The 25,782-nt window shown below is 51.9% G+C and carries 22 protein-coding genes and 1 pseudogene; 10 read left to right on the top strand and 13 right to left on the bottom strand.

The features are described from left to right. Positions 1 to 140: 140 nt before the first annotated feature. Entirely contained in the window at positions 141 to 767 is a 627-nt protein-coding gene (locus B880_RS0105445; protein ID WP_017346368.1) for a transglycosylase SLT domain-containing protein, read from the top strand. A 2-nt stretch (positions 768 to 769) separates the two neighbouring features. Here B880_RS0105445 and B880_RS0105440 read toward each other — a convergent pair whose 3' ends face one another. After that, positions 770 to 1,504 (bottom strand): flagellar brake protein, encoded by a 735-nt coding sequence (locus B880_RS0105440; RefSeq protein ID WP_017346367.1) that lies wholly within the window; start codon positions 1,502 to 1,504, stop codon positions 770 to 772. 230 nt (positions 1,505 to 1,734) lie between these two features. On the opposite strand from B880_RS0105440, the gene B880_RS0105435 reads away from it, so the two are divergent. Beyond that, positions 1,735 to 1,983 (top strand): GlsB/YeaQ/YmgE family stress response membrane protein, encoded by a 249-nt coding sequence (locus B880_RS0105435; RefSeq protein WP_017346366.1) that lies wholly within the window; start codon positions 1,735 to 1,737, stop codon positions 1,981 to 1,983. A gap of 40 nt (positions 1,984 to 2,023) precedes the next feature. Here the strand turns inward: B880_RS0105435 and treA are convergent, their stop codons facing one another. After that, entirely contained in the window at positions 2,024 to 3,706 is a 1,683-nt protein-coding gene (treA, locus tag B880_RS0105430; RefSeq protein ID WP_017346365.1) for an alpha,alpha-trehalase TreA, read from the bottom strand. 141 nt (positions 3,707 to 3,847) lie between these two features. Between treA and ghrA the strand changes: the two genes are divergently transcribed. Then, positions 3,848 to 4,789, top strand: coding sequence for a glyoxylate/hydroxypyruvate reductase GhrA (ghrA, locus tag B880_RS0105425; RefSeq protein WP_017346364.1), 942 nt, complete (start codon positions 3,848 to 3,850; stop codon positions 4,787 to 4,789). A 39-nt stretch (positions 4,790 to 4,828) separates the two neighbouring features. Then, complete coding sequence (locus B880_RS0105420; RefSeq protein ID WP_017346363.1) at positions 4,829 to 5,566, top strand: phosphatase; 738 nt, start codon at positions 4,829 to 4,831, stop codon at positions 5,564 to 5,566. Between the two features lie 167 nt (positions 5,567 to 5,733). Here the strand turns inward: B880_RS0105420 and B880_RS0105415 are convergent, their stop codons facing one another. Next, positions 5,734 to 6,360, bottom strand: a complete 627-nt coding sequence (locus B880_RS0105415; RefSeq protein ID WP_017346362.1) for a DUF6216 family protein — start codon at positions 6,358 to 6,360, stop codon at positions 5,734 to 5,736. 376 nt (positions 6,361 to 6,736) lie between these two features. Here B880_RS0105415 and B880_RS26630 point away from each other — a divergent pair, with 376 nt between their 5' ends. Beyond that, positions 6,737 to 7,099 (top strand): hypothetical protein, encoded by a 363-nt coding sequence (locus tag B880_RS26630; protein ID WP_157060511.1) that lies wholly within the window; start codon positions 6,737 to 6,739, stop codon positions 7,097 to 7,099. A gap of 49 nt (positions 7,100 to 7,148) precedes the next feature. Here the strand turns inward: B880_RS26630 and B880_RS0105405 are convergent. After that, positions 7,149 to 8,071 (bottom strand): annotated as a pseudogene (locus B880_RS0105405) (TIM barrel protein). A gap of 258 nt (positions 8,072 to 8,329) precedes the next feature. After that, entirely contained in the window at positions 8,330 to 9,253 is a 924-nt protein-coding gene (locus B880_RS0105400) for a substrate-binding domain-containing protein (RefSeq protein WP_017346359.1), read from the bottom strand. A gap of 347 nt (positions 9,254 to 9,600) precedes the next feature. Between B880_RS0105400 and B880_RS0105395 the strand changes: the two genes are divergently transcribed. Together B880_RS0105395 and B880_RS0105390 are read left to right on the top strand one after the other, a co-directional pair. Further along, on the top strand, positions 9,601 to 10,605 hold the full coding sequence (locus B880_RS0105395; RefSeq protein ID WP_026042438.1) for a LacI family DNA-binding transcriptional regulator: 1,005 nt from the start codon (positions 9,601 to 9,603) through the stop codon (positions 10,603 to 10,605). 14 nt (positions 10,606 to 10,619) lie between these two features. After that, positions 10,620 to 11,447, top strand: coding sequence for a sugar phosphate isomerase/epimerase family protein (locus B880_RS0105390; RefSeq protein WP_017346357.1), 828 nt, complete (start codon positions 10,620 to 10,622; stop codon positions 11,445 to 11,447). A 227-nt stretch (positions 11,448 to 11,674) separates the two neighbouring features. Here the strand turns inward: B880_RS0105390 and B880_RS0105385 are convergent, their stop codons facing one another. From B880_RS0105385 to B880_RS0105365, 5 genes are all read right to left on the bottom strand, one after another. After that, entirely contained in the window at positions 11,675 to 12,853 is a 1,179-nt protein-coding gene (locus B880_RS0105385; RefSeq protein ID WP_017346356.1) for a Gfo/Idh/MocA family protein, read from the bottom strand. Between the two features lie 555 nt (positions 12,854 to 13,408). Continuing rightward, complete coding sequence (locus B880_RS0105380; protein WP_017346355.1) at positions 13,409 to 14,722, bottom strand: cytochrome c; 1,314 nt, start codon at positions 14,720 to 14,722, stop codon at positions 13,409 to 13,411. Positions 14,723 to 14,724: 2 nt separating this feature from the next. Beyond that, the gene (locus B880_RS0105375; protein WP_017346354.1) at positions 14,725 to 16,494 is read right to left on the bottom strand and encodes a GMC family oxidoreductase; all 1,770 of its coding nucleotides are present in this window, start codon (positions 16,492 to 16,494) and stop codon (positions 14,725 to 14,727) included. Between the two features lie 15 nt (positions 16,495 to 16,509). Next, positions 16,510 to 17,238, bottom strand: a complete 729-nt coding sequence (locus tag B880_RS0105370) for a gluconate 2-dehydrogenase subunit 3 family protein (RefSeq protein ID WP_017346353.1) — start codon at positions 17,236 to 17,238, stop codon at positions 16,510 to 16,512. 782 nt (positions 17,239 to 18,020) lie between these two features. Further along, positions 18,021 to 19,073 carry a LacI family DNA-binding transcriptional regulator gene (locus tag B880_RS0105365; protein ID WP_017346352.1) on the bottom strand — a complete coding sequence of 351 codons (1,053 nt, stop codon included), beginning with the start codon at positions 19,071 to 19,073 and terminating at the stop codon, positions 18,021 to 18,023. A 632-nt stretch (positions 19,074 to 19,705) separates the two neighbouring features. Between B880_RS0105365 and B880_RS0105355 the strand changes: the two genes are divergently transcribed. Beyond that, complete coding sequence (locus B880_RS0105355; protein WP_017346351.1) at positions 19,706 to 20,293, top strand: TorD/DmsD family molecular chaperone; 588 nt, start codon at positions 19,706 to 19,708, stop codon at positions 20,291 to 20,293. 3 nt (positions 20,294 to 20,296) lie between these two features. On the opposite strand, the gene B880_RS0105350 is transcribed toward B880_RS0105355, so the two are convergent. Then, complete coding sequence (locus B880_RS0105350) at positions 20,297 to 21,655, bottom strand: CoA transferase (protein ID WP_017346350.1); 1,359 nt, start codon at positions 21,653 to 21,655, stop codon at positions 20,297 to 20,299. A 41-nt stretch (positions 21,656 to 21,696) separates the two neighbouring features. Next, a complete protein-coding gene (locus B880_RS0105345) occupies positions 21,697 to 22,581 on the bottom strand; it encodes a DMT family transporter (RefSeq protein ID WP_017346349.1) in 885 nt (294 codons plus the stop codon). A gap of 179 nt (positions 22,582 to 22,760) precedes the next feature. Between B880_RS0105345 and B880_RS0105340 the strand changes: the two genes are divergently transcribed. Continuing rightward, positions 22,761 to 23,480, top strand: coding sequence for a glutamine amidotransferase (locus B880_RS0105340; RefSeq protein ID WP_017346348.1), 720 nt, complete (start codon positions 22,761 to 22,763; stop codon positions 23,478 to 23,480). On the opposite strand, the gene B880_RS0105335 is transcribed toward B880_RS0105340, so the two are convergent. Further along, positions 23,468 to 24,031 carry a class I SAM-dependent methyltransferase gene (locus tag B880_RS0105335; RefSeq protein ID WP_017346347.1) on the bottom strand — a complete coding sequence of 188 codons (564 nt, stop codon included), beginning with the start codon at positions 24,029 to 24,031 and terminating at the stop codon, positions 23,468 to 23,470. The genes B880_RS0105340 and B880_RS0105335 overlap by 13 nt on opposite strands. Before the next feature lie 228 nt (positions 24,032 to 24,259). Between B880_RS0105335 and exaC the strand changes: the two genes are divergently transcribed. After that, complete coding sequence (gene exaC, locus B880_RS0105330) at positions 24,260 to 25,780, top strand: acetaldehyde dehydrogenase ExaC (RefSeq protein ID WP_017346346.1); 1,521 nt, start codon at positions 24,260 to 24,262, stop codon at positions 25,778 to 25,780. The last annotated feature ends 2 nt before the right edge of the window (positions 25,781 to 25,782 follow it).

Genomic DNA, 25,782 nt, shown 5'->3' with positions numbered 1-25,782 from the left:
GAATTTTATGATGATGACGAATTCAAGCGCGAATGTCATTAATCCCGCTGATTTATGCTTTTTAGGACAAACGGTAATTTTGTTAACGTGCTGGCCAGGTAATATAGGCGAAGCCAACTCTATTATGGAATTTTCAATCAGTGAAGATCCGGTTATTTGTGCTTTCGGCGCTGTTCTTAACAGGTTGCGCCAGTCAGGCACCTCATACGGTAGTAAAACAGCAGTACACGCCTCTAACCCAGGCAGCACCAACACAGATTCAGGGCGAATGGTCATTGTTTACTGCGACTGCCGCCACTCATTATGGCATCGACGAACGTCTTCTCAGTGCCATTATTAGTGTCGAGTCAGGGGGTAACCCAGATGCCATCAGCCGTTCTCACGCGGTGGGATTGATGCAAATCAAGGCCTCCACCGCCGGTCGAGCGGTTTATCACTCTCAGGGACGTCGTGGACAGCCAACCACCGCCGATCTTCGCGATCCGGCGCGCAACATTGATATTGGCGCAGCTTATATCAAAATCTTGCAAGACAGCGCGCTGGCCGGTATCGAAAATCCACTGACCTTGCGTTATGCCACCATTGTCTCCTATGCCAACGGGGCAGGCGCGCTGCTGCGTACCTTCTCACGCGATCGCAGTGAAGCGATTGCCAAAATCAATGCGCTGACGCCAGAACAGTTCTATCACTACGTGCAGACACGCCATCCAGCGGCTCAGGCGCCACGCTACTTATGGAAAGTCACCACGGCGTATCGCACTATCTGATGTCACTGGAAGCGATTCGCCTTATCACGGGCGAGTCGCTCCAGGGCAAAAATCACCTGCTGGAGTTCCCGTGCCTGCGCTGGCGCGATGGTGGTGAAGCGGAAACTGAGGCGCGGCGTTATTCGCGTCTCATTTTTACTGGTGATGATCGTCCGCTCACCAATGTGTAGCAGCTGTGCCGCGACGGAAAACTTACCGTACTCTCCCAGTTCCACCTCCAGCGATGGGAACATATCGCCCGCGCTGACGCCTTCCGGCAGGGGATCATCCAGCAGTGCGCCAATCCCTCCCAATGAGAGATCCTGCAAACGAAAACGCGCTTTGCTGCCGTCAGGCCATTGGCTGGTGCACCAAAAAGTGGGTTCCAGCGGCGCAGTGACGCGGAAAAACTCCCGGCGTTGAATTTGCCAGATAAGGTCGGGCAGGGCAGCGCGAAAAGCAGGCAGGCCATCGTGCGTGTCAATCGTGATGGCAGGGAGACAAAATTCTATTTTCGCTCCAGACGTTTCCGCAGAGATGTTCAATTGCGTACTCTGTTGTGCCAGCGTATTTTCCTGCTCATCGCTGCCCAGATCAAAATAGAGGGAGTGATCGTCAGCGCTCAGCATCCGACTGATAAACTGTCCCGAAGAAAAGCTCACCATTAAGGGCGCACGGCTGGTCAACAGCTCGCGCATGCAGTTAAGCACCGCCAACGTGCCACGTTTTATATATTGTTCTTTGTCGCTTTTTGTCACGTCCGGCTCCAGTTCGGTTATGCAGCGCTCTCGCGCTCTTCAGCCGTTATCGGAAAGCAGAAAAAAATCTTTAGTAATTCCTGTCTGCGCCAGGCAGGATTGCGCAGGCCCGCTATACTTGATACCGGAACAGCTTGATTAATCAGGCTTTCACCACTGAAGTAGAGGGGCTGTTTTATAGTCTCCCAGCCGGGTGGTCACTATTTTTACGATGCGTTAAGGAGTTAGCGATGGGAATTATTTCATGGATCATTTTTGGTTTGATTGCCGGTATTCTCGCCAAATGGATCATGCCTGGTAAAGATGGTGGCGGTTTCATCATCACGATAATTTTAGGTATTATCGGTGCGGTCGTCGGTGGCTGGATCAGTACTTTCTTTGGCTTCGGGAAAGTTGACGGCTTTAATTTCGGCAGTTTTGTGGTTGCGGTGATTGGCGCAATCGTGGTGCTGTGGATCTATCGCGCCGTACGAAAATAGCGATATTGAATAAAGAGGGCGCACTGCGGTGCGCCTTTTTTTATTGTTGCTTCGCGGTGACAGGAATGTCACTGGCATTGCTACAGGTTTTGTCTTTGGGGCAATATTTATCCAGCAGCATCAGCGTGACGCCGTTGGTCCAGCCGAAACCATCCTGTAGCGGATATTCCCCGCCGCCACCGCCGCCCAACTGTGGCCCTTCCACCACATATTTTTCCACCAGCTTGTGCTGTTGGTTATAGGTGGTCTGTACATTATTCAGGAAGTTAAGGCCAATTTTGCGCGCCAGATCGGCGTGATGGTAGTGATTCAGCCCTTCAACGGCCACCCACTGTAACGGTGCCCAACCGTTGGGTGCATCCCACTGTTGCCCATTGTTGACGGTGGTGGTGACCAGTCCGCCGGGTTTCAGCAGCTGTTTCTCCACCGCTGAGGCGGTACGGTCGGCCTGTTTATCTGTCGCCAGTTGCATATAGAGCGGGAACAGGGTGGCTGCCGTGAGCTGTTGATGAACCTTGCCGGTTTTCCAGTCGTAATCGGCATACCAGCCCTGGCGTTCATCCCATAAATAGTGGTTGATGGCGGTTTTGCGCTGATCGGCACGCTGCTGGTAGTGCTTCGCCTGTGCTGCCTGCTGCTGTAACTGGTAGCTCTTCGCCAGCGTCACTTCCAGATGATACAGCAGGCTATTAAGGTCAACTGGCGCTAACTGCGTGGTACGGATTGACCCTAACTGTTGTGGATCGCTAAACCAGCGCGAACTAAAGTCCCAGCCAGAAGCGGCCCCTGCACGCAGATCACGCCACAGCTCAGCCTGATTACGCTGCGGTGACTGCCTAGCCGTCTCTTCATCCGCCAGCCAGGATTCTGTACGCGGTGTGTCGCGATCGTCCCAGTAGCGGTTAAGCAGGCTACCATCGGTGAGTTTGATCACGCGTTTGCTGGCTTGTCCGGCCGCTACGCTATCGCTGCCAGCCATCCAGTAGTCATACTCTTTTTGCAGCTGCGGCAGGTAATGTTGATAGACCTTGTCACCGTTGTGCTGCGCCAGAAGATCAACCATCAGGCTGAAAAACGGCGGCTGGGATCGGCTGAGGTAGTAGCTACGGTTGCCGTTCGGAATATGGCCGTAGCGGTCAATCTCCCAGGCAAAGTTATCTACCATATCCTGTACCCGATCCCAGTGGCCGCTTTCTGCCAGCCCCAGCAGGGTGAAATAGCTGTCCCAGTAGTAGACCTCGCGGAAACGACCACCGGGCACGACATAGGGTTTGGGTATCGGCAGCAGGGAATCATACTGATTCTGGGTTTTTGCCGTGCGTGTCAGCACCGGCCAGAGGCCATCGATATGCTGACGCAGCGTTTCCCCTGCCGGTGGGACATATTTTGCCTGATCGGTCGGCAGGATGAAGTTTTCAGCAATAAAGTGTTTCAGATCAAAATTGCGCTGATGTCGCTGCATTTGCCAGTCCGCGACGATGGAAGCGGGATCGGATTTTGGTACTGCATCGGCGAAAGTTTTTTGATCTTCCCAGAGTTTCGCCTGTTGTACCGCTTTAAATAGAGGACCCAGCTGGATATCTGGTGGCTGAGGCGGCCCGGCCAGCAGATGTTGATCGTCTGCGGCCTGTGCCAGGTAACTGGTGGAAGCGAGTAATAATGCCAGGCAAGTACGGGCGTAGGGACGGCGAGAGTAGGGTTGTGGTATGGCCGGTCTTATCATCGGTGATTCTCCTTGTCGTTGGGGTCGTTTGCTGTAACACATTGACCACCCAACTAACTTTAGACGCGATTGCCGGGTTTTGCTTTTTGCTTGCCATCTGGCCGCTTTTGTCTGAGGCTGGTGGAAACACAGGAGAATGCAATGAATATTATCTGGTATCACCCTTCGATGTCGGCAGACGTTTGGCTGGAAGGGATGCGTGAACGGCTGCCCGGGGTTTCTGTTCGCCACTGGCAACCGGGTGACAATGGCCCGGCGGATTATGCACTAGTGCGCAAGCCGCCTAATGAAATGCTGGCGGGCCGCCATGATTTACGTGGTGTCTTTGCGCTGGGTGCAGGTGTGGATGAAATCATGGCACAGCTCAGGGATAACCCCGATCTGCTGCCTGATTCCGTGCCGGTGTTCCGTCTGGAAGATACCGGCATGGCGATTCAGATGCAGGAATATGCGGTGTGTCAGGTGCTGAACTGGTTCCGCCGCTTTGATGACTATCGTCAGTTACAGCAGGAACCTCGCTGGTTAGAGCTGCCAGAATACCGTCGGGAAACCTTCACGGTGGGGATTCTCGGGGCGGGCGTATTGGGCCAAAGTGTGGCACAAAGCCTGAAACCATGGGGCTTCCCGCTGCGTAGCTGGAGCCGCAGCAAGAAGCAGATTGAGGGGGTGACCAGCTTTGCCGGTCAGGAATCCCTGAATGATTTTCTCCAGGGGACACAGGTTCTGATCAATCTGCTGCCCAGCACGCCACAAACCGTGAACATCATCAATGCGTCACTGTTAGCGCAGCTACCGCACGGCGCCTTCTTCCTCAATTTGGCGCGTGGTGCACACGTGGTTGAGGGCGATCTGCTGACGGCCCTGGAGAGTGGACAGATTAAAGGCGCTGCGCTTGATGTGTTTCAGGTGGAGCCACTAGCGCTGGATCACCCTTTCTGGCGACACCCGCGCGTCACGGTGACGCCACATAATGCTGCTGTCACCTTACCAGGCGAATCTATGGACTATTACGCCCACGCGATCAAATTACTGGAAGCCGGTGAAATGCCCACCGGACAGGTTGACCGTCAACGAGGCTATTAATCGTTCTGCCGCCCACGGGCGGCCTTAAAGGAGAAGAGGATGTATCCAGTCGATTTACATATGCACACGGTTGCCAGTACGCACGCCTACAGCACGCTGCATGATTACGTGGCTCAGGCGAAGAAAACCGGTATTCAGCTGTTTGCTATCACCGATCACGGCCCGGATATGGCAGACGCACCGCACTACTGGCACTTCGTTAATATGAAAATCTGGCCTCGGGTGATAGACGGTGTTGCGGTATTGCGAGGTATTGAGGCCAACATCAAGAATCAGCAAGGGGATATCGACTGCTTTGGCCCCATGTTAGAGGTGTTGGATCTGATCGTTGCGGGTTTCCACGAGCCGGTTTACGCCCCACGTGATAAACATCACCACACCGAAGCAATGATCGCCACCATGGAACAGGGACTGGTACATATTATCAGCCACCCAGGCAACCCGAAGTTCGAAATTGACATCCCAGCGATTGCCGAGGCTGCGGCGCACTTCAACGTCGCACTGGAACTGAACAACTCCTCCTTTACCACTTCCCGTCCGGGTAGTGCACCGAACTGTCGCCTGGTGGCGGAAGCCGTGGCGAAGGCCGGTGGACGGCTGGCATTTGGTTCAGATTCCCACACCTGCTTTACGCTGGGGGATTTTGAGCACTGCCTGAACATCACCCAGGAGATCGGGTTCCCGGAAGAGCGCATCCTCAACGTCACACCACGCCGCCTGCTGGATTTCCTTGCCATGCGCACCGGGAAAGTGATTCCGGAGCTGGCGGGGTTATAGGACAGCTACGGCCTTTATAAGGCATGTACTGCCGATTGCCTGAATAATTGTCACGAGCAGGCTTATTAATTGTGATCGTATTACAAGGAGGCCTGCTCTGCAATTATCGCCTCGTTAGAGTGAGGCGGTTGTTCATACACTGCTAGCTCTAATGGATAATTCTCAAACTAGTGGTGAATCGTTCTGACAATTTTTATATGATTAGGTTTTACGAGTTTTTTAGTTTTATATGCTTTATAATTTCGGATGGGTTCAGCGATTATGAAACATCCGGCCACGATAAACTCTAGAGAAATGGCTAGTGGGCCATAAGCCTCTAAACCAGTTGTTGGCCATGCAATCCAACCAAAAAATTTAGAGTGAATAAGCAGGAAGCTCGCTGAGAAAAGTATAATCGCTAGCGCTATTGCAACTGCACATATGTACCACTTTATTATTTTGATTTTGAAAGTCACGGGTGTTGATGTGGTATCTTCAAAAAATAAAGAACCAAGATTTGTGAAATAATAGACCTGATATGAATTGTTTTTTATCCACTCTAAGAATCTTTCAATTTCACTGATGTCCTTAAATGAGAAGTTAAAGGATAAGTTGAATTTATCTACATCATGCTGATGTTTTGCGAATTCATTAATTACAGGATTATAGTAATCTTTCTCACCAACAAATAATGCCCATAATTTATTAATAATGACGGATGAGCTTGTGCTTTTACTTCTTGAGCGCAAGCAAAAAATGACGGGAATTAAATAGCCTACACCAGGAATTATGTAATCTTTTAATATATCAGCCATGTGATTTTTACTCCATGTTTTTAAATGTAACGACTTCCGATTTGGCTGATGAATATGGCATGAATAAAAAAGCAAATCAATTACCTTTGCTTATTTATAAATCATGACTGGTGATGTTATGGAGGTGTTTAGCGTAAGTGTTTTTTAATAACGGGCGAGGAATTTACTTCTTTATCTTGTCTTTTCTTTTGGTGTTAACTGGAACTGTTTGATAGGATGTAAAATGTTGATTGTAATGGTTTAGGCAAAGTCATCTTCCACAAGGTGGCTTTTAATTTCATTAATCCTTTCTTGGAGCTTTAAGTTGTAATAACTCCCCTTTACCGCTATAACTGCTCCAATGGAAAAAATTTCAATCATCAAGGAGTTGATAGCAATGAAAGTATGGCTTTGGATTATATCGGTATCGGCGGTCGTGCTGGTGGGGGCGATTGCCATCGGCTTGGTTCAAAGAAGTCTTGGCCTTCTTCCGGCTCAGATTGATGCTGCTGAAACTAAAATATGCCATACACTGACGCCACAACAGCCAGTGCAAGCAGTGATCGCCGATGTAACCCGTCCTGATAATCGTCGTTTTGGGCAATACCACCTTACCGCAAGCGATATTCACATTGAACCGTACTCTGTAATAACCAGCGGTCCCTTCGCAACGGTAAATTTCACTACGTCCCGTACTGCCAACCAACGTTACATTGCGAAGATTAAATGTTCTGATCTCTCTGTCAGCTACTTCGACTAAACATCCCGCAACCGTGCCGCTCCCTGCGGCACGGAAGAGCGGCAAAGAATTAAAAACCCACGGACCTGAGATAGTGCAGGCTGGCGGTGACATCGCGCAGGCTGGTATCGGCATCGCGTGGGTCACGCTCCTGCTCGACGGTGATCCAGCCATGGTAATTACGTTCGGCCAGGAAAGCGCGGACGGCGGGGTAGTCAATCGCTCCTTTGCCAATCGGACACATCACACCTTCCGCGCAGGCGGAGAAGAAATCCACACCCCGGGCGATAACATCACGCCAGACGGCATCGTTGACGTCCTTGAAGTGCAGGTAGTCGATGCGATCCCAGTAACGTCTCAGCGCGGGGATCGGGTCCATGCCGGAGTAATAAAGATGGCCCGTATCGAGGCACAGTCCCGCCACCTCGTGTGGAATATCTTGCACCAGTTGCTCAATTTCGTCCGCAAACTCAATGCAGCCACCGGCATGAGGGTGGATCACTGCGCGCACACCGTACTCATTCCAGGCGATCTGGCTCAGGGTGGTGATGTGCTGCATCATTCGCTGCCATTCACTGTCTGGCAGGCGAGGGGCTTTCTCCGATTGACCGGCATACCTGGCGCGCTCTGGATTACCAAAATCGATAATGACCAGATAGGGCGCAGGCCGGTTCTCGGCGTGGGCCTTCTCTGCGGTGGGCACTTTCGCCAGGTTGCGGCAAATATTGTGCGTCAGTTCCACCATGGCAGGGAAGTTTGCTTCGCTGACCAGGTCATCAAAAATCGTTCCTGCCACCAGGGAAAGCTGGTGGGCTTCTAATTCCTGACGCAGTGCATTTGCATCCGTTGGCAGATAAGACCATGGGCCTAATTCAATACTTTTATAGCCAGCTGCTGCTGCTTCGGAGAGCACTTTTTGAAGGGCGGCAGGAAAGGGTTTTTAGGGTCATCAACACCCCAGCTGCAGGGCGCATTCGCAATATGGATGGACATGAGGTTTCCTTACGGGGTTGAGTTGCCTCATTATCAAATGTTCATTCCATATTCATCAATAATGGAACTTTCATTTTTTGATATTGATCAAACTATTTCACCTCATTGTTATGATAAAAAAATATCATTACAATTTTTTTGTGGCGAGGATCACCAGCGAAGATGTTGATCGCGTAGCATCATCTCTTTGATTTTAATGATTATTTTTAAGTTCAGGGATGCCGTTTCATAAACGCATCCCCGCTTTCAAACCCTGAGTTACTTTTGATTCTTTTCGCTGAACTGCGTGTAGTTAGCCTGAGTGATGGTTTGATACGGCACCCAGTTATAGGTCTCGGTTTTTTTGCCTGCCAGCATATCGCTGGCAACATTCACCGCACCAATGGCCTGGCCTTTGGCATCCTGGAAGATCGTGACGGCCATTTTCCCGTTTTTGATAAATTGCAGGCCGTCAGGTGTGCCATCGATACCGGCCACTAAAACGCCTTTTTTCTGTAACTGATCCAGTGCCATGATGGCACCAATCGCCATTTCATCATTATTCGCCACGATGGCATTGATATCGTTGCCGTCCTGCAACCAGGAAAGCGTTTTATCCACGGCCTCGTTACGTTGCCAGTTAGCCGTCTGTTTCTGAACCACTTTCATCCCCGGATGAGCGCTGACAAAATCCTCAACGGCTTTGGTGCGCTGCCGCGCTTCTTCGGTGGATAACGCCCCCATCAGGATGGCAATATTTCCCTTGTCGTGCATTTTCGCTGCCAGCGCTTCAATCTGCATTTTTCCGCTTTGTGCTGAATCCGACCCCACGTAGGCGATTTTTCCTGATAGCGGAACCTCAGGCTTACGATTGACAAAAATAAGGGGAATATTGGCTTTTTCAGCCGCTTTGATGACCGGCATTACGCCCTGGGTATCTACCGGGTTGATGATAATGGCGTCTGCACCCTGATTGATAAAATCATCAACCTGTTGAATCTGAAGAGAAACATCGCCTTTGGCATCCGCAAACTGACTTTTCAATCCTTTCGCTTTGAGCTGCTGTTCCATTTGCCCGCGCAGAATGGAAACGAAATTGAGGTCAAGGTTCGCCAGCGCTATGCCGACCATATACGTTTTCGCCTGCACAGAAAGAACACTACACAGGCAGCCTGCTAACAAAAACCATTTGATCTTGTTCATGTTTGTTTTCCTGTAGGGGTATCTGTTTTTATGCACTCGGGTGCAAACTTAACGAGATGAATATGCGGCTACGTTTTTATCGGTAATTAAACATCTCGGGAATCTTCAATTTCTGGTGTGTGTATAAATTAGTCAACGGTGGAAATAGCGAAACTTTTGTTCCGGTCACAGAACTGAAAATTTTTGCAATCGGGTGCAAAAACCGCATTGCACTCGGGTGCAGTTGAGGAGCATACTCCGGGCGTACACGCGATGAGAGGTGCGTCACGTGAGTGGGTGCAGTGAAGGTTTCTTTTCATGACGTTTTCTCTTTCAATATCAGAAATTAACTGAACATGGACGGGTAAATGAGAGAGAAAGTGCACCGCATTACCGCCAGTGACGTAGCACGCCAGGCGGGAGTTTCAAAATGGACGGTTTCCAGAGCTTTCGATCCCGAGGCGTCCGTTTCTCATCATGCCAGAGAGCGCGTGCTTAAAGTCGCACATGAACTGGGCTATCGCCCCAATCTGCTGGCACGCAGTTTGGGTAAGAAGAAGTCCAACATTATTGGGGTGGTGATTGATGAGATGAAGAACCCGCATACCCTGATGATGCTGGATGAGGCCACAAGGCAGATGCAAGACCGGGGGCTGATGGCCTTGCTGCTGAATATTTCCGCGGGTGCAAACTACTCCTCTGTGATGGCGCAGGCCGATCAGTTGCAGGTCGACGGTATTTTGTTCCTGGGAACCATTCTGTCCTCGGAGATTATTGATCTGGCAGAAGATATCTACCGGGTTCCACTGGTGCAGGTTTGCCGCAGCGCCGCGTCCGACGAGATAGATGCCGTTGCCGTGGAGGGAATGCGCGCCGGTGAACAGATTGCAGAATTACTGGTGGCACAGGGATATACCCGTTTCGGCTACATGAAAGGGCCAGACACGCCAACGTCGCATACGTTGCGCAGGGAAGGTTATCAAGCGGGATTGGAGAAGGCCGGGTTTTCCCTGGCAGTGACGCTGACCGCAGGCAGTTATGATCGGGAAATGAGCTGGAAAACGGTGCGTGACTATTTGCAGGTAACGCCCATGGAGCAGCGGATCAACGCGCTGTTTTGTGAAAATGATGTGCTGGCGTTAGGTGCGATGGCTGCACAGCGGGTGATGGCACCTGAATGGCAACCTGGGATCGTCGGGTTTGATGATATTGAAGAAGCGTCGGCGGAAAGCTGGCAACTGACCACGGTCAGCCAGCGTATTGACCGGCTGATGCATGAGGCACTCAACCGTCTGGTTGATGGGAAAGTCAGTAATGATCATTCATGGCAACAGGGAGAATTGCGTATACGGCGCTCTCATCTGAAGGCCTGACTTAAGGAGAAAGCATGAAGTTGTCTTTGCACGGTGTATCTGTCTGGTATAGCAATGCCGTTACTCAGGTTCGTCTGGCTCGCGAGGCTGGTTTTGATGGCTTAGAAATATTGCCCGAACACTTATACCGTTACCTGGAAAACGGCGGATCTTATGCGCAATTCAGGGCATTACTGGCTGAAAACAGCATTGAAATAACCTGCATCAATGCGCTAAAACGCATTGGCCGTCATCAGCCTGAAGAGCGTGCCGCATTGATGAAAGAAGCGGAACGCATCTGTCATGCCGCAGCAGAACTGAACTGCCCGGTGGTGCAAATTATGGCGCTAACCGAACTGGATTCCCTCCCTGAAGCGCAACGAAACGCCATTTTGCGCGATAACATTCGGGAAATCGCCGATATTGGCAAACCTTTGGGCATCAAATTCCAGATCGAAGTGGTGGCGTTTACGGCATTTAACTCTCTCCAACAGGGGTTAGATATGATTGCCGCCGTTGATCGGGACAATGTTGGGTTAGTGGTCGATTTCTGGCATCTGCATGCGGGCGGTAATACCCGACCGGAAGAGGTGGCAAAGATGGACGTCAATCTTATTTATGGCATTCACTTCTGTGATGGCCGTGCCGCGCGGTCGGGTGAAACCTGGGATGAGTGGGTGCAGCGAGATTACGCGCCCGGTCAGGGCGAAGTGGATATTCCAGCCTGGCTGGATGCGGTGAAGCAAACGGGTTACACCGGTGGATGGTGCCCTGAGTTATTAAGCCCGCACCACTGGGAATGGGATCTTGCCGATATTGCCAAATCCTGCATCGATAGCTTGCATGAATATGGCATTAAATAGCCTTTAATTATTTAAACATCAAAATGTTAGCGCTCTCTGCTACGGCGGGGATTCTATTTTATTTAATTTTCCCTGCTAAATAGGCCATACGTTTTATGGCCTTTTTCCGTGCTTTTTTGCTGCTACGCTCTTACTGCCCCCACCCGGATACTGCGTTGGGTGGGGGCTTTCTTTATTAAGGAGGGTATATCTGCTCAGTGCCGAGGGTGGGCCTGTTTCAACCCAGATTATTCGTAGTTGACCCAACAAGCGTGGTTATCCGCAGAGCGTACGCAGTTTTCCAGCCAGCGCACACCTTCTATCCCGGCATTAATGTCGGGATAGACCAGTTTACTGAGCGTCTCTTCATCACCGCGCTGTTTAGCATCAATCGCGATGGCAAATTTCAAATAGATGTTGGCCCAGGATTCGGCAAGGCCTTCGGTATGAAGAGCACCGAGACGCTCATCAGCCAGTGCGCTTTCATGCAGATAGGGCATACCGTGATGCAGGGTTTGATTCGGCTGGCCCTGCACGTCATATTTCAGTTCACCGGGATTAGAATCGGTCCACTCCAGGCTGGCGCGAGAACCGATAACCCGGATGCGTTGGCTATCCATCGCACCGGCGTTAATGGAGGAAGCCCACATCCGGCCCACGGCACCACTCTGGTAGCGGATCAGCACCATGGCGTTATCTTCCAGCGGTGCGCGTGAAGCAATAAAGCTTTGCCGATCGCAGAGCAGGGCGGCGATTTTTTGTTGCGGCAGCAGCAATTGGGAGAGGTAGAAAGTATGGGTAGAAATGTCCCCCAGCACGAAGGTGGGGCCGGCAATTTTCGGATCTACACGCCATTTCTGTGCGTCGCTAAACTTATCCGCCGCCTCGTTTGCGCTAAAGCCATGGGTGTATTGCATATCCACCATGCGGATGTCACCCAACTCGTCATTAGCGATCATGGCGCGCATTTGCATCAACAGGGGATGCCCGGAGAAACCATAGGTGACGCCGACAATCAGGCCTTTTTGTTCTGCCAGTTGTTTAATTTCGCGTGCTTCAGCAGAGGTGAAAAACAGCGGTTTTTCGCAGATGACATGAATACCGGCTTGCAGCGCAGCACGGGTGATTTCGTAATGTGTGCCGTTGGGCGTTGCCACTGAAACGACTTCTACACCGTCTGGGCGCGTTGCCTCTTGCTCCAGCAGCTGCTGATAATTATCGTAACAGCGCGCAGCATCAAGGCCGAGATTTACCCCAAAGTCGCGGCCGCGAGCGGCATCCACGTCAAAGGCGGAAGCAACCAGCTGGTAAGCCGTATTATCACGCAGCGCACCGCTACGGTGTTTGTAACCTACCTGACTCAGTCTGCCGCCACCAATCATGCCCCAACGCAGCGGACGGGGAATCTGTTTTTCACCATTTAACATAGCCACTCCTGATTGTTTATCTGATGCCATTCTCTTTATGATGACTTTTTGCACTCGGGTGCAAAATGAGGCAAAAAAAAAGTCTGGCTGACTGTTACGTGAGCTAAATGTTGAACAACGGGCGAATAAAGTAAACGGGAGAAGTGCGTCTTTTATGGGCAGGTCACAAAATCATAACATTTTGCACCCGGTTGCAATGGAGGGGGATTGCATCATTTTTGGTTTTACGGCATCGTGGATCGGTTAAAGAATCCACTGCGTGGTGCAATGATTTTTCGTACAAAATTTTAAGTAAAGCATTGATTAATAATGGATGTATTTTGTTTGGCGATCGTCATCAGTCCTGTTTATGGTCAGTCAGGTTCTTAAACTGTTTTTTCGGCGTGAAAGGGTTTGTCTGGCATACAGGGTGTTTTTTGAGTCAGGAATTGGAACCAGCACAGCAGGCGAATCCGTTAGGTTACTCACCGATCGGCTTAGCGAAAGAATCATGTGTCATGGCGGGTGAAAGCAGAAAATCATGGTCTGGCATAATGCCAGACCATGATGTGATAACTACTGCTGGGTAGGGGTTTTCAGCTTCTGTTTCGCATCAACGGCCTGACGCATTTTCGCTACGTCTTCCGCCTTAACTTCAACAGCCTGGTTGTTCCAGCCATTTCGCACATAGTTGAGCACATCAGCAATCTGCCGATCGTTCATTTTCCATGCGAAAGAGGGCATGCCCGCTGCCGTTTGCCGTTCTTCCGTATGGGGGGCACGTGCGCCCATCAGCATGGCATGGATCATATTCGTCGGGTCATTTTGCATCGCGCGGTTACCGGCGAAAGCGGGCACCATACCGGTGATCCCTTCCCCCTGTAAGCCATGGCAAGCAGAGCAGTTCACTTCATAGCTCAGCGCGGCGGCTTGCTCACGGGTGGCATCCATCTTAAACGCCGGTTGCGCTGGCGTCGTCGAAGGCGGCAATGAACGTAAGTAAGTCGCAATTGCTTGCAGGTCATCCTTGTTGAAGTACTGCGTTGAATGCTCAACGGCTTCCGCCATTGGGCCTGCTGCCACGCTGGTGCCGTTTGAACCGGTTTTCAGGTAGTCTTCAATCTCTCCGGCTTTCCAGTCACCAATACCTGCGTGTGGATTCGGAGTGATGTCAGGTGCATACCAGCTACCGAGATTCCCACCCTGCAGATAGGCACCGCTGATCTCTCCGCCCAGCGCGTTACGGGCGGTATGGCACACGCTACAGTGAGCGGGGCCATCCACAATGTACTTGCCGCGATTCCAGGCTTCGTCTTTGGCTGTTTCCACTTTATAGGCGGAACTGTCAAAGAACAGGACGTTCCAGCCCAGCATGGCGAGGCGGATGTTATACGGGAAGTGCATGCCCGCATTTTCGTCAACCGCATGATTCACCGGCGCGATAGTGGAGAAATAGGCCCATAAGTCGTGCATGTCCTGGTCCGACATTTTCGCATAGGCGGTGTAAGGCATGGCGGGATAGAGGAAACCATGTTCACCACGACCCTGACGCACCGCCGTAAAGAAGTCTCGCTCCGTCATGTTGCCAATGCCGGTTGCGCGATCGGGCGTAATGTTTGAGGTTTCGAGCGCACCAAATGGCGTATCGATTTTATAGCCTCCGTTGAAAGAGGCATTATGACAGGCCGCACAGTCTGCCAGGCGCATGACATACTCACCGCGCTTGATAGCGTCAACATCACTGCTCTTAAAATCCGCCAGTTTGACGCTGTTGTCCGCGACAGCAGATCGTGAGCTTTCTAATACCGTCCACAAGCGATAGCTGCCGCCTAAACCGGCCAATACCACCACGATGGCGGCACCGTAAATCAGCTTTTTCTTCACTCCCATGATTATGCTCCTACCAGTGGTGATGGATTGTTGATGTATTTCTGGTAGATAGCCTGTGCTGCACGAACCGCTAATGCGCCCACCGTGACCGTTGGGTTGTATCCGCCATTGTTAGGAAATGCCGAGGCACCCACCACGAACAGATTGTGGGCATCCCAGCTTTGCAGGTAAGGGTTAAGTGCAGAGGTGGTTGGGTCTGCCCCCATTACCGCGCCGCCAATGGTGTGCGAGCTGTGCTGCATATAGGGGTTCCAGCTTTTCTCCGTCTGGTTATCCACCACCAGATGCTGACCACCCACTTCCTTCATGATATTGATGGCGCGGTCGGTAACGTAATTTGCCATCCGGATATCGTTTTTATTCCAGTCGAAGGTCATGCGGATCAGCGGTTGGCCGTGACGGTCTTTATAGACCGGATCGAGGTCAAGGAAGGCTTCACGCACCGGCATTGAGGTGCCCTGGCAGAAAATGGTGCCTGCCGTCTGGTAATCGCGGGCATAGCCTGCTTTCCATGCGCTACCCCAGCGCGGCGTGCCTGGGCGCAGTCCATTCATGTTCTGAATCGGACGGCCATTGGTGGAGAAGCCCATGATGCCGGCCCCACCAATGAAGTCCAGCTGGCTATGGTCGAAGTTATCACCGTTAAAATCGTCGATCTGCACCGCCAGCGCGCCGCCGCCAATAAACGGATTCATATATTCATTATCAAAGAAGCCGGTGACGCTGGAGCAGGTTTGATAGTTATAGTTGCGCCCGATGGTGCCGCGACCGGTGCGTGGGTCGTATTGCTCGCCAACGCCAGAGAGCAACATCAGACGCACGTTATCCATTTGGTACGCGGTGATGCAGACGATATCCGCAGGCTGGAAGCCCTCTTTACCGTCTTCAGAGATAAACTTCACGCCGGTCACCGTTTTACCGTCTGCATGCTTAACCGCATGTAACACTTCGGTATTCGTCAGCAGCGTAAAGTTTTTACGGCGCATTAGAGCCGGAAGAATACAGGCCTGCGGCGAAGATTTAGAGAAGTTGCCGCAGCCGTGAAAATCGCAAAATCCGCAGTAAGTGCATGGACCCATGGTGACGCCTAACGGGTTCACATAGGCCTGAGAAATGTTACCTGCTGGCACGGTGAACGGATGATATCCCATCTTTTCCGTGGTATTGCGGTACTTACTCATCCAGTGCGTGTCTTTGAGTGGCGGAGTAGGGTAGTCACGTTGACGTGGGCCTTCGAAGACATTGCCTCCCTGTTGGGGTTGTCCGTTTAAATTCCCCGCTTTGCCAGACGTCCCGGCAATACGTTCAAAACGATCGTAAAACGGCTCCATTTCACTGTAGGTCACCCCCCAGTCTTGTAGCTGGAGTCCTTTCATTTTGTCCGCGCCATAGCGTTCACGGGTTTGTGTGGCAACTTCAAAATCCCACGGTGTGAAACGCCAGGACATGCCCGCCCAGTGTGTTCCTGCGCCACCAACGTTCCAGCCAAACTGGAATGCAGACCAGTTGCGCACCGGCGCGGCATCTTGATCGCTACGATTGCGGAACGTGGTGGTTTCTACACTCATCGGCTGCATGATTTTGCGCCGGGTATGCCAGCGTAGTTCATCGGGGTCCACAGCAGGGGGGAAATCCGTTGAGGTGTCACGCCAGGCACCTCGTTCAATCGCAACCACTTCGAGTCCTGCACGGGTAAGTTCTTCCGCCATGACGGAACCCGCCCAGCCTAAGCCGACGATGACAACATCCGCTTTTTTTCTTATTAACGACATTTTACAGCTCCGGGATTAATTATCAGGGATCAGGCTAACGGGGATTAATTGAAGATTTTCATTACGACGGTCAATATAAGGGCGATAATCATAACGTGCGCCGGGGAAACCAATCATTTTCCAGCCGACCATATTTTTGTTGCCGCCATAGACAGGATCGGCGAGATAACCCTCGCGCGCATTTTGTAACATTAACTCAAACAGTGCCTGGCTATTAATATCGCCACCTAAGTCGACTTTCCCTTTTTCCATTTCTGTCAGGAAGGCATCAATCTGCGTGCTCTCCAGTTCAAAAAAAGGCTTATTAAGGTGCGCCTGTGACCAGCGGTGTAAGGCCTTTAAACCGGTTAAGTAGCGTTCACGCGGGGTGCTCAGGAATTGTGGGCTGCCCATGATCGCGGCTTCATTTTGTGGGTTCATCGGACCCTCAAGATAGAGTGCAGCACCGCTGCCGTAGTCGCCTGCCAGTTGGCTATCGACAAACTCGATACAGCCCGCTTCACTGGCGGAAGGGCCCAGTTTATCTGCTGGAATCAGGCGATCGAAGATGGCGGTAAGGGTTTTACGGTCGTTCTCATCGGTAAGGACCTGATAGCCTTTTTCCCACGCGGGTTGCGGCGTATGGTCGGCATTAAGCTGTGTTTCTAACGGCACATTGTGCAATTCTTCGGCACGAAGTTTAGGTGCAACCGTGAGCGTCGCCACGATTGAACTCAAGGAAAAGAGTGCTTCTCTTCGGTTCATAAATAATACCTTCAACAAGCTGATAAAATACCAGCCGCACTGTCTCTATGCTTGTGACATAGTAAAAATGAGTATGTTTTCACATACTCGCCCTGTAAAAGAACACGACCTTGCATTTATTCAGGCGCAGTATTTCCTGTGATAATAAAATCACATAAAAATAACCCGAGGCGAAATAACGCCCGTCCCTAAAACTGACGCATTGATCAGCTGATGAAATGGACAGTCAGTACCCTATAAAATATTTGTCTGTTTTTATCCCGTGTCTGGATGACATGACTCAACGATAAAAAATTACCTGGGTGTAAGGAGCCAACGATGCCAGTTTCATCGCCATGCGTTGGTCATTAGCGCCATGACAGCTTTCTCGCTGCCACCCACATTCGCCTGCTATTTTGCAGTGTCATTTTTTGCTCAGATACGCCCGCAGCCTTGTTAGTTCAGGTCACACATTACCGCTTATAGCCTTAAATGATGGAAAACTATCAAAATGAGGGTTAATGGCTATCCCCTACTAATGTTGCGATTATGTTTGATCTTTGCACCCGATTGCAAATTTTTTTGTGATCAATTCGACGATTTGCAACCGGGTGCTAATGAGGGATTTTTATACAGCTCGTTGTCTCAAGAGTGAGGATTTTGCCGGGAAAAGGGGGAAATGAGTTGAGAGCGATTGATCACTGGTGAGGCCAGCATCAGGGGGATACACTTTCAGTCGATAGCGATGAGTGAACCCTGCGGTTGACCGGCAGGGTCCAGGTGCATAACGCGATGGTGGCGAATTAAATATTTTCGCGCATTTTTATTTCAAAATTTACCGGCATAAACAGAGGCGAAGCTGCCGTTTGAAAATCGGTATTGATGACTTTGGTGATATTTTCTATCAGGCCGTGAATGTCATGATAAATAATAACATCGACTGCATCATTAATGAGCATGGCTTGCCAACCTGGGAACGGGCCATGGCAGATCAAGAAGGTGTTCTTTTTGTTTTCATTTTCTTTCAGAGCATCAATAATACCCACGACGCCCCCGCATGGGGCATAAACCAGATCCACTTTGGCATTTTTATTGACGAGACTTAGCGTCTCTTTACGCGCCAGTTCGATCTTTTCATGCGTCAGGACTGGACCCAGAATATTGATATTGACATTTTTTTCGCGGAAATAAGATCTGAAGCTAATCTCGCAAACTTCCTGACACAAGAACCGGTTATGACCTTGAAATATAGCAACATTGTCGCCTTCCTTGAGCAGCTTGTAGGCTATCCACGCTGCACTTCTGCCTGCTTTTCTGTCATCAAGACCGAGGTGAGCAACCTGCCCGTAATCGGCGAGAGGAGAGAATAAGGTAAAGATTTTCACGCCTGAATCCGCAGCAGTTTTAATTGACAGGCCAATGATAGGATCATCCAGCGCGACTAATCCTATATAACCCACTTTATGACTCAACGTCTCAATTAATAATGCCACCGCAGCATGGTTTTGAATGTCACATTCATAAACAATAATATCCGGTGAGCTTTTAAATGTTTGGGCGAGTTTTTCTTTTAATCCATTAAGCAACGTATCGTACATGCTGTCGGAGACCGACGGGAATATAAAGCCGATCCTGGCGGGCGAAATGTGATCGAACGTTAATGCTTCCACCGAACTGCTGGAATTAACGGGGCGATAATCTAATTTAGCCATAGCACGGCTAATTTTATCGGCGGTCGATGGCTTCACCGTGGTACGGCCGCTCAAAAAGCGATCCACCGTAGCCTGGCCAACACCGGCCTCTGCGGCAACGTCGGCGAGAGTCACTTTTTTCTTTTTGTTTTGAGAGTTTGTCATGGCAGGTTGGCCGTTTTTTCATGTGTTGATAACGGCTTATCTTATCACTTTCCTGCTGATGTACTGTCATCCATCGAAAGTTTTTCATTTATCATAATGATTTTAAACACTAAGTTGGTGTGATTGAACTGAGTTAAAAAAATGATGGTTTTTTATGGGTGCAGAAAAAATACATCAAAGAGAGAGTAAAGAGGCGAGGCCGCCCTCAGGGCTGGTCGCGGGACTCTGATCTCACGCAGATTATTGCGCTGCAACCTGCCGGTGAGCTGACGTGACGGCAGGTGCCTGCCGTCATCAAGGCTTCATCAGTTTAAACAGCAGATAACAGGCCACCGGCAACAAAATCAATGCCAGGTCAGGGTGAAAGCACAATCTCATAAATACCTCCAGGGGGCGGAATTGTAGCCCGATGACTGAAAATAAAGATGGATAGATTGTGAGAATGCGTGGGTTAGATGTAAGCCGCTAGTCTGGATAAGTTACGGAGTTCGGTACAGTGTGAGCAGACGTTGCCAGTTTACACTCTCAGGTGTTGAACAGGCTGTGGCTTTTCCCGCCTGAGACGTGTCTAATGGCGTGCATAGCGTGTGTTTACCCCTCTTTTTGTCTGCTTTCTCAAGGAACATTGTTGCATGAATGAGTTTTCTATCCTGTGTCGCGTTATTGGTACTCTGTTTAACCGCCAACCTCAGGATCCATTGTTGGTGCCGTTGTTCACCGCCTTGAAAGAGGGCAAACTGCGGGCGCAGTGGCCGCTGGAGCAGGATGAACTGCTGCAACGGCTGGAAAAAGATAGCGATCCCCAGGCGTTGGCGAGTGACTATAACGCGCTGTTTATTGGCACCGAGTGTCGCGTCTCCCCTTATGCCTCACAGTGGCCACAGGGCAAACCGGAAGCGGAAATTCGTGCTTTCCTGTCAGCGCGCGGTATGCCATTAAGCGAAGCCCCAGCCGACCACTTTGGTGTTTTGCTGCTGGCAGCATCCTGGCTGGAAGATCATGCGGAGGCGGATGAATTCCAGGCCCTCAGCGAGTTGTTTGATGAATACCTGATGCCATGGTGTGGCTCCTTCCTTGGCAAAGTAGAAGCACATGCGACTACGCCGTTCTACCGTACTCTGGCGGCACTGAGCCGCGAGGCGATTCAGGCGATGCGCGAAGAGCTGGCAGAAATTGAAGCTGAACAGGGTGAAGATGACGAAGAGGGTGATGACGCCTGAGCGTCACCACTGTGCGTTGCTGCTGCCTGGCAGTGAGCCTGGTCGGCTGAATATTTGCGCCGTACCGGGGAGATGGGTGGCGGCATGCAGTCGCTCGCCGATGCCCCATGGCGTCAGTTCCAGCGCGGTCAGTGCATCACCGGCTTTTGCCGTGATGCCACTGGCAGGCGTCACGCTGGGGTGCTGAATCAGTAAATGTGCGGTGCGGGCCAGGGAAAGTTGTGCCCGGCTGCCATGTCCATGAATCTGCCGCTGCCGCAGGCCTTGCAGCGCGGCGGCGGCCATCAGATAGCCCGTGGCGTGATCCAGTGCCTGCACCGGTAATGGCGTTGGCCGCGGGTTACCGCTCCAGTGCATGCCTGCCTCGGCAATACCACATCCCATTTGCACCAGGCTATCAAAGCCGCGTCGGTTGCGCCACGGGCCGTTCCAGCCCCAGGCATTTAACGAGATATCCACCAATCCCGGTGCAATACGTTGTCTCTCTTCCGCATCAAGGCCCAACCTTTCCAGTGCATCGGCGCGGTAGCCGTGTACTAACACATCAGCCTGCGCGAGTAACTGGCGCAGATGCTGTAGTCCTTCGCTGCGCTTCAGGTCTAACACCGCACGACGCTTGCCGCAGGTGATCTCTTCATCCAGCGAGGGTTCTTGCCAGCCCGGAGGATCAATGCGCAGTACTTCTGCTCCCAACCCGGCGAGAAAACGCGTTGCTACCGGACCGGCGATGATGCGGGTTAAATCCAGCACTTTGATGCCCAACAGCGGGCGGGCTGGAGGCAGTAGCCAGTGCGGTTTTTTTGCCGCTGGCGCAGGGTGCCACTGAATCAGGGCTTCCTGCTGGACCGCCTGCCCCTGCGGGTGCCGTTGCCACTCCTCAGCACTGCGCATTACTGCGGCACAGCCTCCAGCCTCAACAATTAACTGCTCCAGTTCCTCCACGCGCCACTGGGCAACCCGTTCGGCCAGTTGCTCGCGATGGTCGCTTTTGCCCAATACCGCTTCCATCGCCGCACGATGGTGTGGCGCGTTGGTATGGAGGCGGATCCAGCCGTCAGCACCTGCATAATCCCCCGCGAACGCATCCCATAGCTCGGCAGGGGGACGATTCAGTGGCTTAAAGCTACTGCTAAACCAGCGTGAAGCGAGACGCACATTCACACTCACTGGATGAGGCGATACGATCAACTCCGCCACTGCCTGGGTGGCGAGGCCCATTGAGGTGGCTGCCAACTCGCTCACCGCAAAGGCGGAAGCATAACCCTGCGGCTCCTGCCAGAGGGGAACGGCACGGGGCAGAGTATCTGGATAGAGCGCTGTGTTCATCTCTTGCCACAGCGACTGTGCGAGTAAACGGTCCATTTTGGCTCCTTTAAGTCTGCCGCAAAGCATAGCAGGGGATTTTAGCGGCGGCGCAGGCGGGGAAAACGCGCGTGCATCCGCAAATTGCGCAAGTTGACGACCGCGATAGCGGTGCCGAGCACCACCAGTGCAGCCCCCAAAATCTTGAAGCTGTTCAGGCTATCACCAAGGAATAAAATCCCCATGATGACCGACAGCACCGGCGTCAGCAGCGAATAGGGCATGATCAGATTGACGTTATATTTCTTCAGCAGCCAGTACCACAGGGTATAAGCCACAATGGAAGAAGCAATGGCGCTGTAGAAAATACCAAACCAGCCGTGCCATCCCGCATGACGCAGTGCAGTCAGTTGTTCACTCTCCTGTGTCAGTGAGGCCAGGCCCACCACCGGCAAAGCGAAAAGCGCGATCCAGCCAGTCATGGTGAGCGGGGGAATCGGCGGTGATTTTTTCACAATCAGATTACTGATAGCCCAGCCCGTTGCGCTACAGATCAAGATCAGCAATACCCACCAGGCCGGGATCGTCGGGCTGCCTGCCAGGACCACAACCCCGCTGAGAGAAATCATAATGCCGAACAGCTGTATGGGACGGAGTTTCTCTTTCAACACCACCATGGCCAGCAACATCGCAATCGGTGTGCCCAGTTGCACGACAATCGCACCGGTGCCCGCATCGGTGTAGCGCATACCGACAAACAGCAGCGAGAAATGCAAAAAGCCAAAGGTAAAACCCAGCAGCAGGAGCCAGGGAAGTTGCTGGCGGTTAATACGACAAAATGGCACCAGCAGCAGAGCAACAACGACAAAACGCATCCACGTGAGGAACAGCGGAGGCAGTTCATACAGGCCCCACTTCACCGCGATGTTGTTAAATGCCCACAGCGAAACCACCAGTAAAATCAGAAAAAAATGCCGGGTTGCCACAGCAGTTCCTTATTGTGCGAGTGACGACATGATAAGCCTATCTTGACATGAACCAGGGGGATTAGCTGTGCCTACAGTAAAAAAACTGTGCACCAATTTCAGGAAAAATATAAGACAGGTTGTAGGTTTACTGGCAGACTGAGATTCGCATCGCACCTAAGACGAGGACACCTGCACGTATGACCGCTAGCACGGCTTTACCCCTGGCTTTAATTCAACTTGAAGTTCCTCCCGCACACGTCGCCGCCAAAATTGGCGAACAGTCGCAGTGGTTTGTTGAGGCGTTAGCACTCCAGCCTGATGAGTATGTCATTGTGCGACCGGATCTCGGTGAATCGCTGCCGGAATTTGGCACAGTCAGCGGCGCTATCCTGAGTGGTTCCTGGGCGATGGTGACGGATCATGCCGAATGGAGTGAGCGCACGGCGGCCTGGGTACGTGCGGCGGTTGATGCGAAATTGCCGCTGTTAGGCGTCTGTTATGGGCACCAACTGATGGCCTATGCGCTCGGCGGAAAGGTGGATGATAATCCGCACGGCTGGGAGCGGGGTTTGTTACCGCTAGTGAGTGCCCCAGCCATTCAGCAAGATCCACTGCTGGCGGCATTTCCCGCCCAGTTCAGTGCCTGGCTGTCTCACCGGCAGTCAGTGCTGGTGCCGCCGTCAAACGCGACGGTGTTGGCGGCATCGGCTAGCGATGGCTGCCAGATCCTGCGCTACAGCCCACAGGCGCTGTCCGTACAGTTCCACCCAGAATTTGATCGCCGCATTATGATTGCCTGCACGCCGCCCGGTATTCTCGACGAAAGCCAGGACGTGCAGGGCAAAGACTGGGCACGTGCGTTGATTGAAGCCTTTTGGCAGCAAACGCGTCCGTTGAGTGCGGCTCAGGGCGCGTAGTGACGGGTGCAGCGATAAACCCACGCTGGCGGGACGTTTTTTAACACTCGCTGGCGTTGCCAGGTAAAGTAACGTGACAGATCCGGCTGCGTCAGAGATGTGTATTGGAACTGGACAAAAACCCCATGGGTGCCCAGGACATCGTGTACCGCGGCCAGAATAGTGTTACGCAAAGCGGGCGCTAGCGACAGCAGCGGCAAGCCGGAAAATACCACATCATACTCACCGCTCAGCAGCTCTGCTGAGCAAGCCCGCACGTGCAAGCGGGGATCGTTAATCTGATGCAGTTTCTCAACCAGCGGCGGGCTAATTTCAAACGCATCCAACTGACATTTTGACCCCATGCGCAGCAGAATTTGTCGGGTCAGTACGCCGTCTCCTGCACCCAGTTCTGCAATACGCAGCGGGCGTTGCAGATTAACAGCCTCTGTCATGGCTCGGCACAGTGCTTCAGAGGATGGCGTTATGCTGCCGATTGCGCGCGGATTACGAATGAACTGCTGCACAAAATCAGCCTTGGCACGCATCATAGTGAAAGCGGAAGCTAACATGCCGGTCTCCTTATTTGTCATCTCTCCCATATTGACCACAACGCCGGGACAAGTTTCGTCTATTTGCGTCATGCGGCCTAAACTCAGAATTTTCCGGCCCGAAACGATAACGTTTTTCCTCCATCCCGCTCACAGTTTACGCAGAGGCGATCTGACAAGCTGGCATTTATCCACCATGTTAATTGCATGTTTTGTGGTTGTTAAATTCAAGCCTGAAGGAGAGACATCATGCGTTATGCTGCACCGGGCGAGCCGGGTTCCCTGATTACACTGCAAGCGCGCTATCACAACTTCATCAACGGCGAATTCGTTGCCCCCGTCAACGGGAATTATTTCGTCAACACCTCACCCATCAACAGTTCGACCATTGGTGAGTTTCCGCGATCCGATGGTGATGACGTAAACCTCGCGGTCAATGCGGCACAGGCTGCGGCAGATAGCTGGGGCAAAACATCACCCCAGCAGCGCTCCCTGGTTCTGCTAAAAATTGCAGACCGGTTGGAGCAAAATCTTGAGTACATGGCCCTGAATGAAACCTGGGACAACGGCAAACCAGTACGCGAGACGCTGGCGGCGGATCTGCCGTTGGCTGTGGATCATTTCCGCTATTTTGCCGGGTGTGTGCGTGCTCAGGAGGGCAGTGCCGCTGAAATTGATGAGTTCACGGCGGCATACCATTTTCATGAGCCACTGGGCGTGGTGGCGCAGATCATCCCGTGGAACTTCCCACTGCTGATGGCCGCGTGGAAACTGGCTCCGGCGTTAGGGGCGGGTAACTGCGTGGTATTGAAACCCGCCGAGCAGACCCCGCTGTCAATTACGCTGTTTGTCGATCTGATTCAGGATTTGCTGCCCAAAGGGGTGGTGAATATCGTACATGGTTATGGCAAAGAGGCGGGTGAGGCGCTGGCTTCGCATCCCGGCATCGCAAAGGTAGCCTTTACTGGCTCAACCGCCACCGGCGGACATATTCTTGAGCTGGCCGCCAAAAGTTTGATCCCCTCTACCGTGGAGTTGGGTGGTAAATCACCGAACATCTTCTTTGAAGATATTATGCAGGCGGAAGAGAGTTTTATTGAGAAAGCGGCAGAAGGCGTGGTGTTAGGTTTCCTGAACCAGGGTGAGGTATGCACTTGCCCGTCACGCGCACTGGTACAAGAGTCCATTTATGAGCCATTTATGGCGGCGGTGTTGAAACGGGTGAAAACCATTAAGCGTGGTGACCCATTAGATACCGAAACGATGATTGGTGCTCAGGCATCGCAGCAGCAATTCGACAAAATTCTCTCCTATCTGGAGATTGCGCAGCAGGAAGGGGCAGAAGTGCTGCACGGGGGAGCAGTAGAAATCCTGGAAGGCTCGCTTGCCAGCGGTTACTACATTCAGCCTACGCTGCTGAAAGGGACTAACAGTATGCGGGTGTTCCAGGAGGAGATCTTTGGGCCCGTGGTGGGTATCACCACCTTTAAGGATGAAGCCGAAGCAATTGCGATTGCCAATGATTCTATCTATGGTCTCGGGGCTGGGGTGTGGACGCGGGATATTAACCGTGCATATCGGGTCGGCAGGGCGATTAAAGCCGGACGCGTCTGGACCAACTGCTACCACCTCTATCCGGCCCATGCGGCTTTCGGCGGCTATAAGAAATCGGGCATCGGGCGTGAAACCCACAAAATGATGCTCGACCATTACCAGCAAACCAAAAATCTGCTGGTGAGCTACAGCGTCCAGCCGCTTGGGTTCTTCTGAGT

The organism is Pantoea sp. A4 (assembly GCF_000295955.2).
Taxonomy (GTDB): domain Bacteria; phylum Pseudomonadota; class Gammaproteobacteria; order Enterobacterales; family Enterobacteriaceae; genus Pantoea; species Pantoea multigeneris.
Note: the sequence above shows the minus strand (reverse complement) of the source record. Positions and strands in the feature narration are given on the sequence as shown.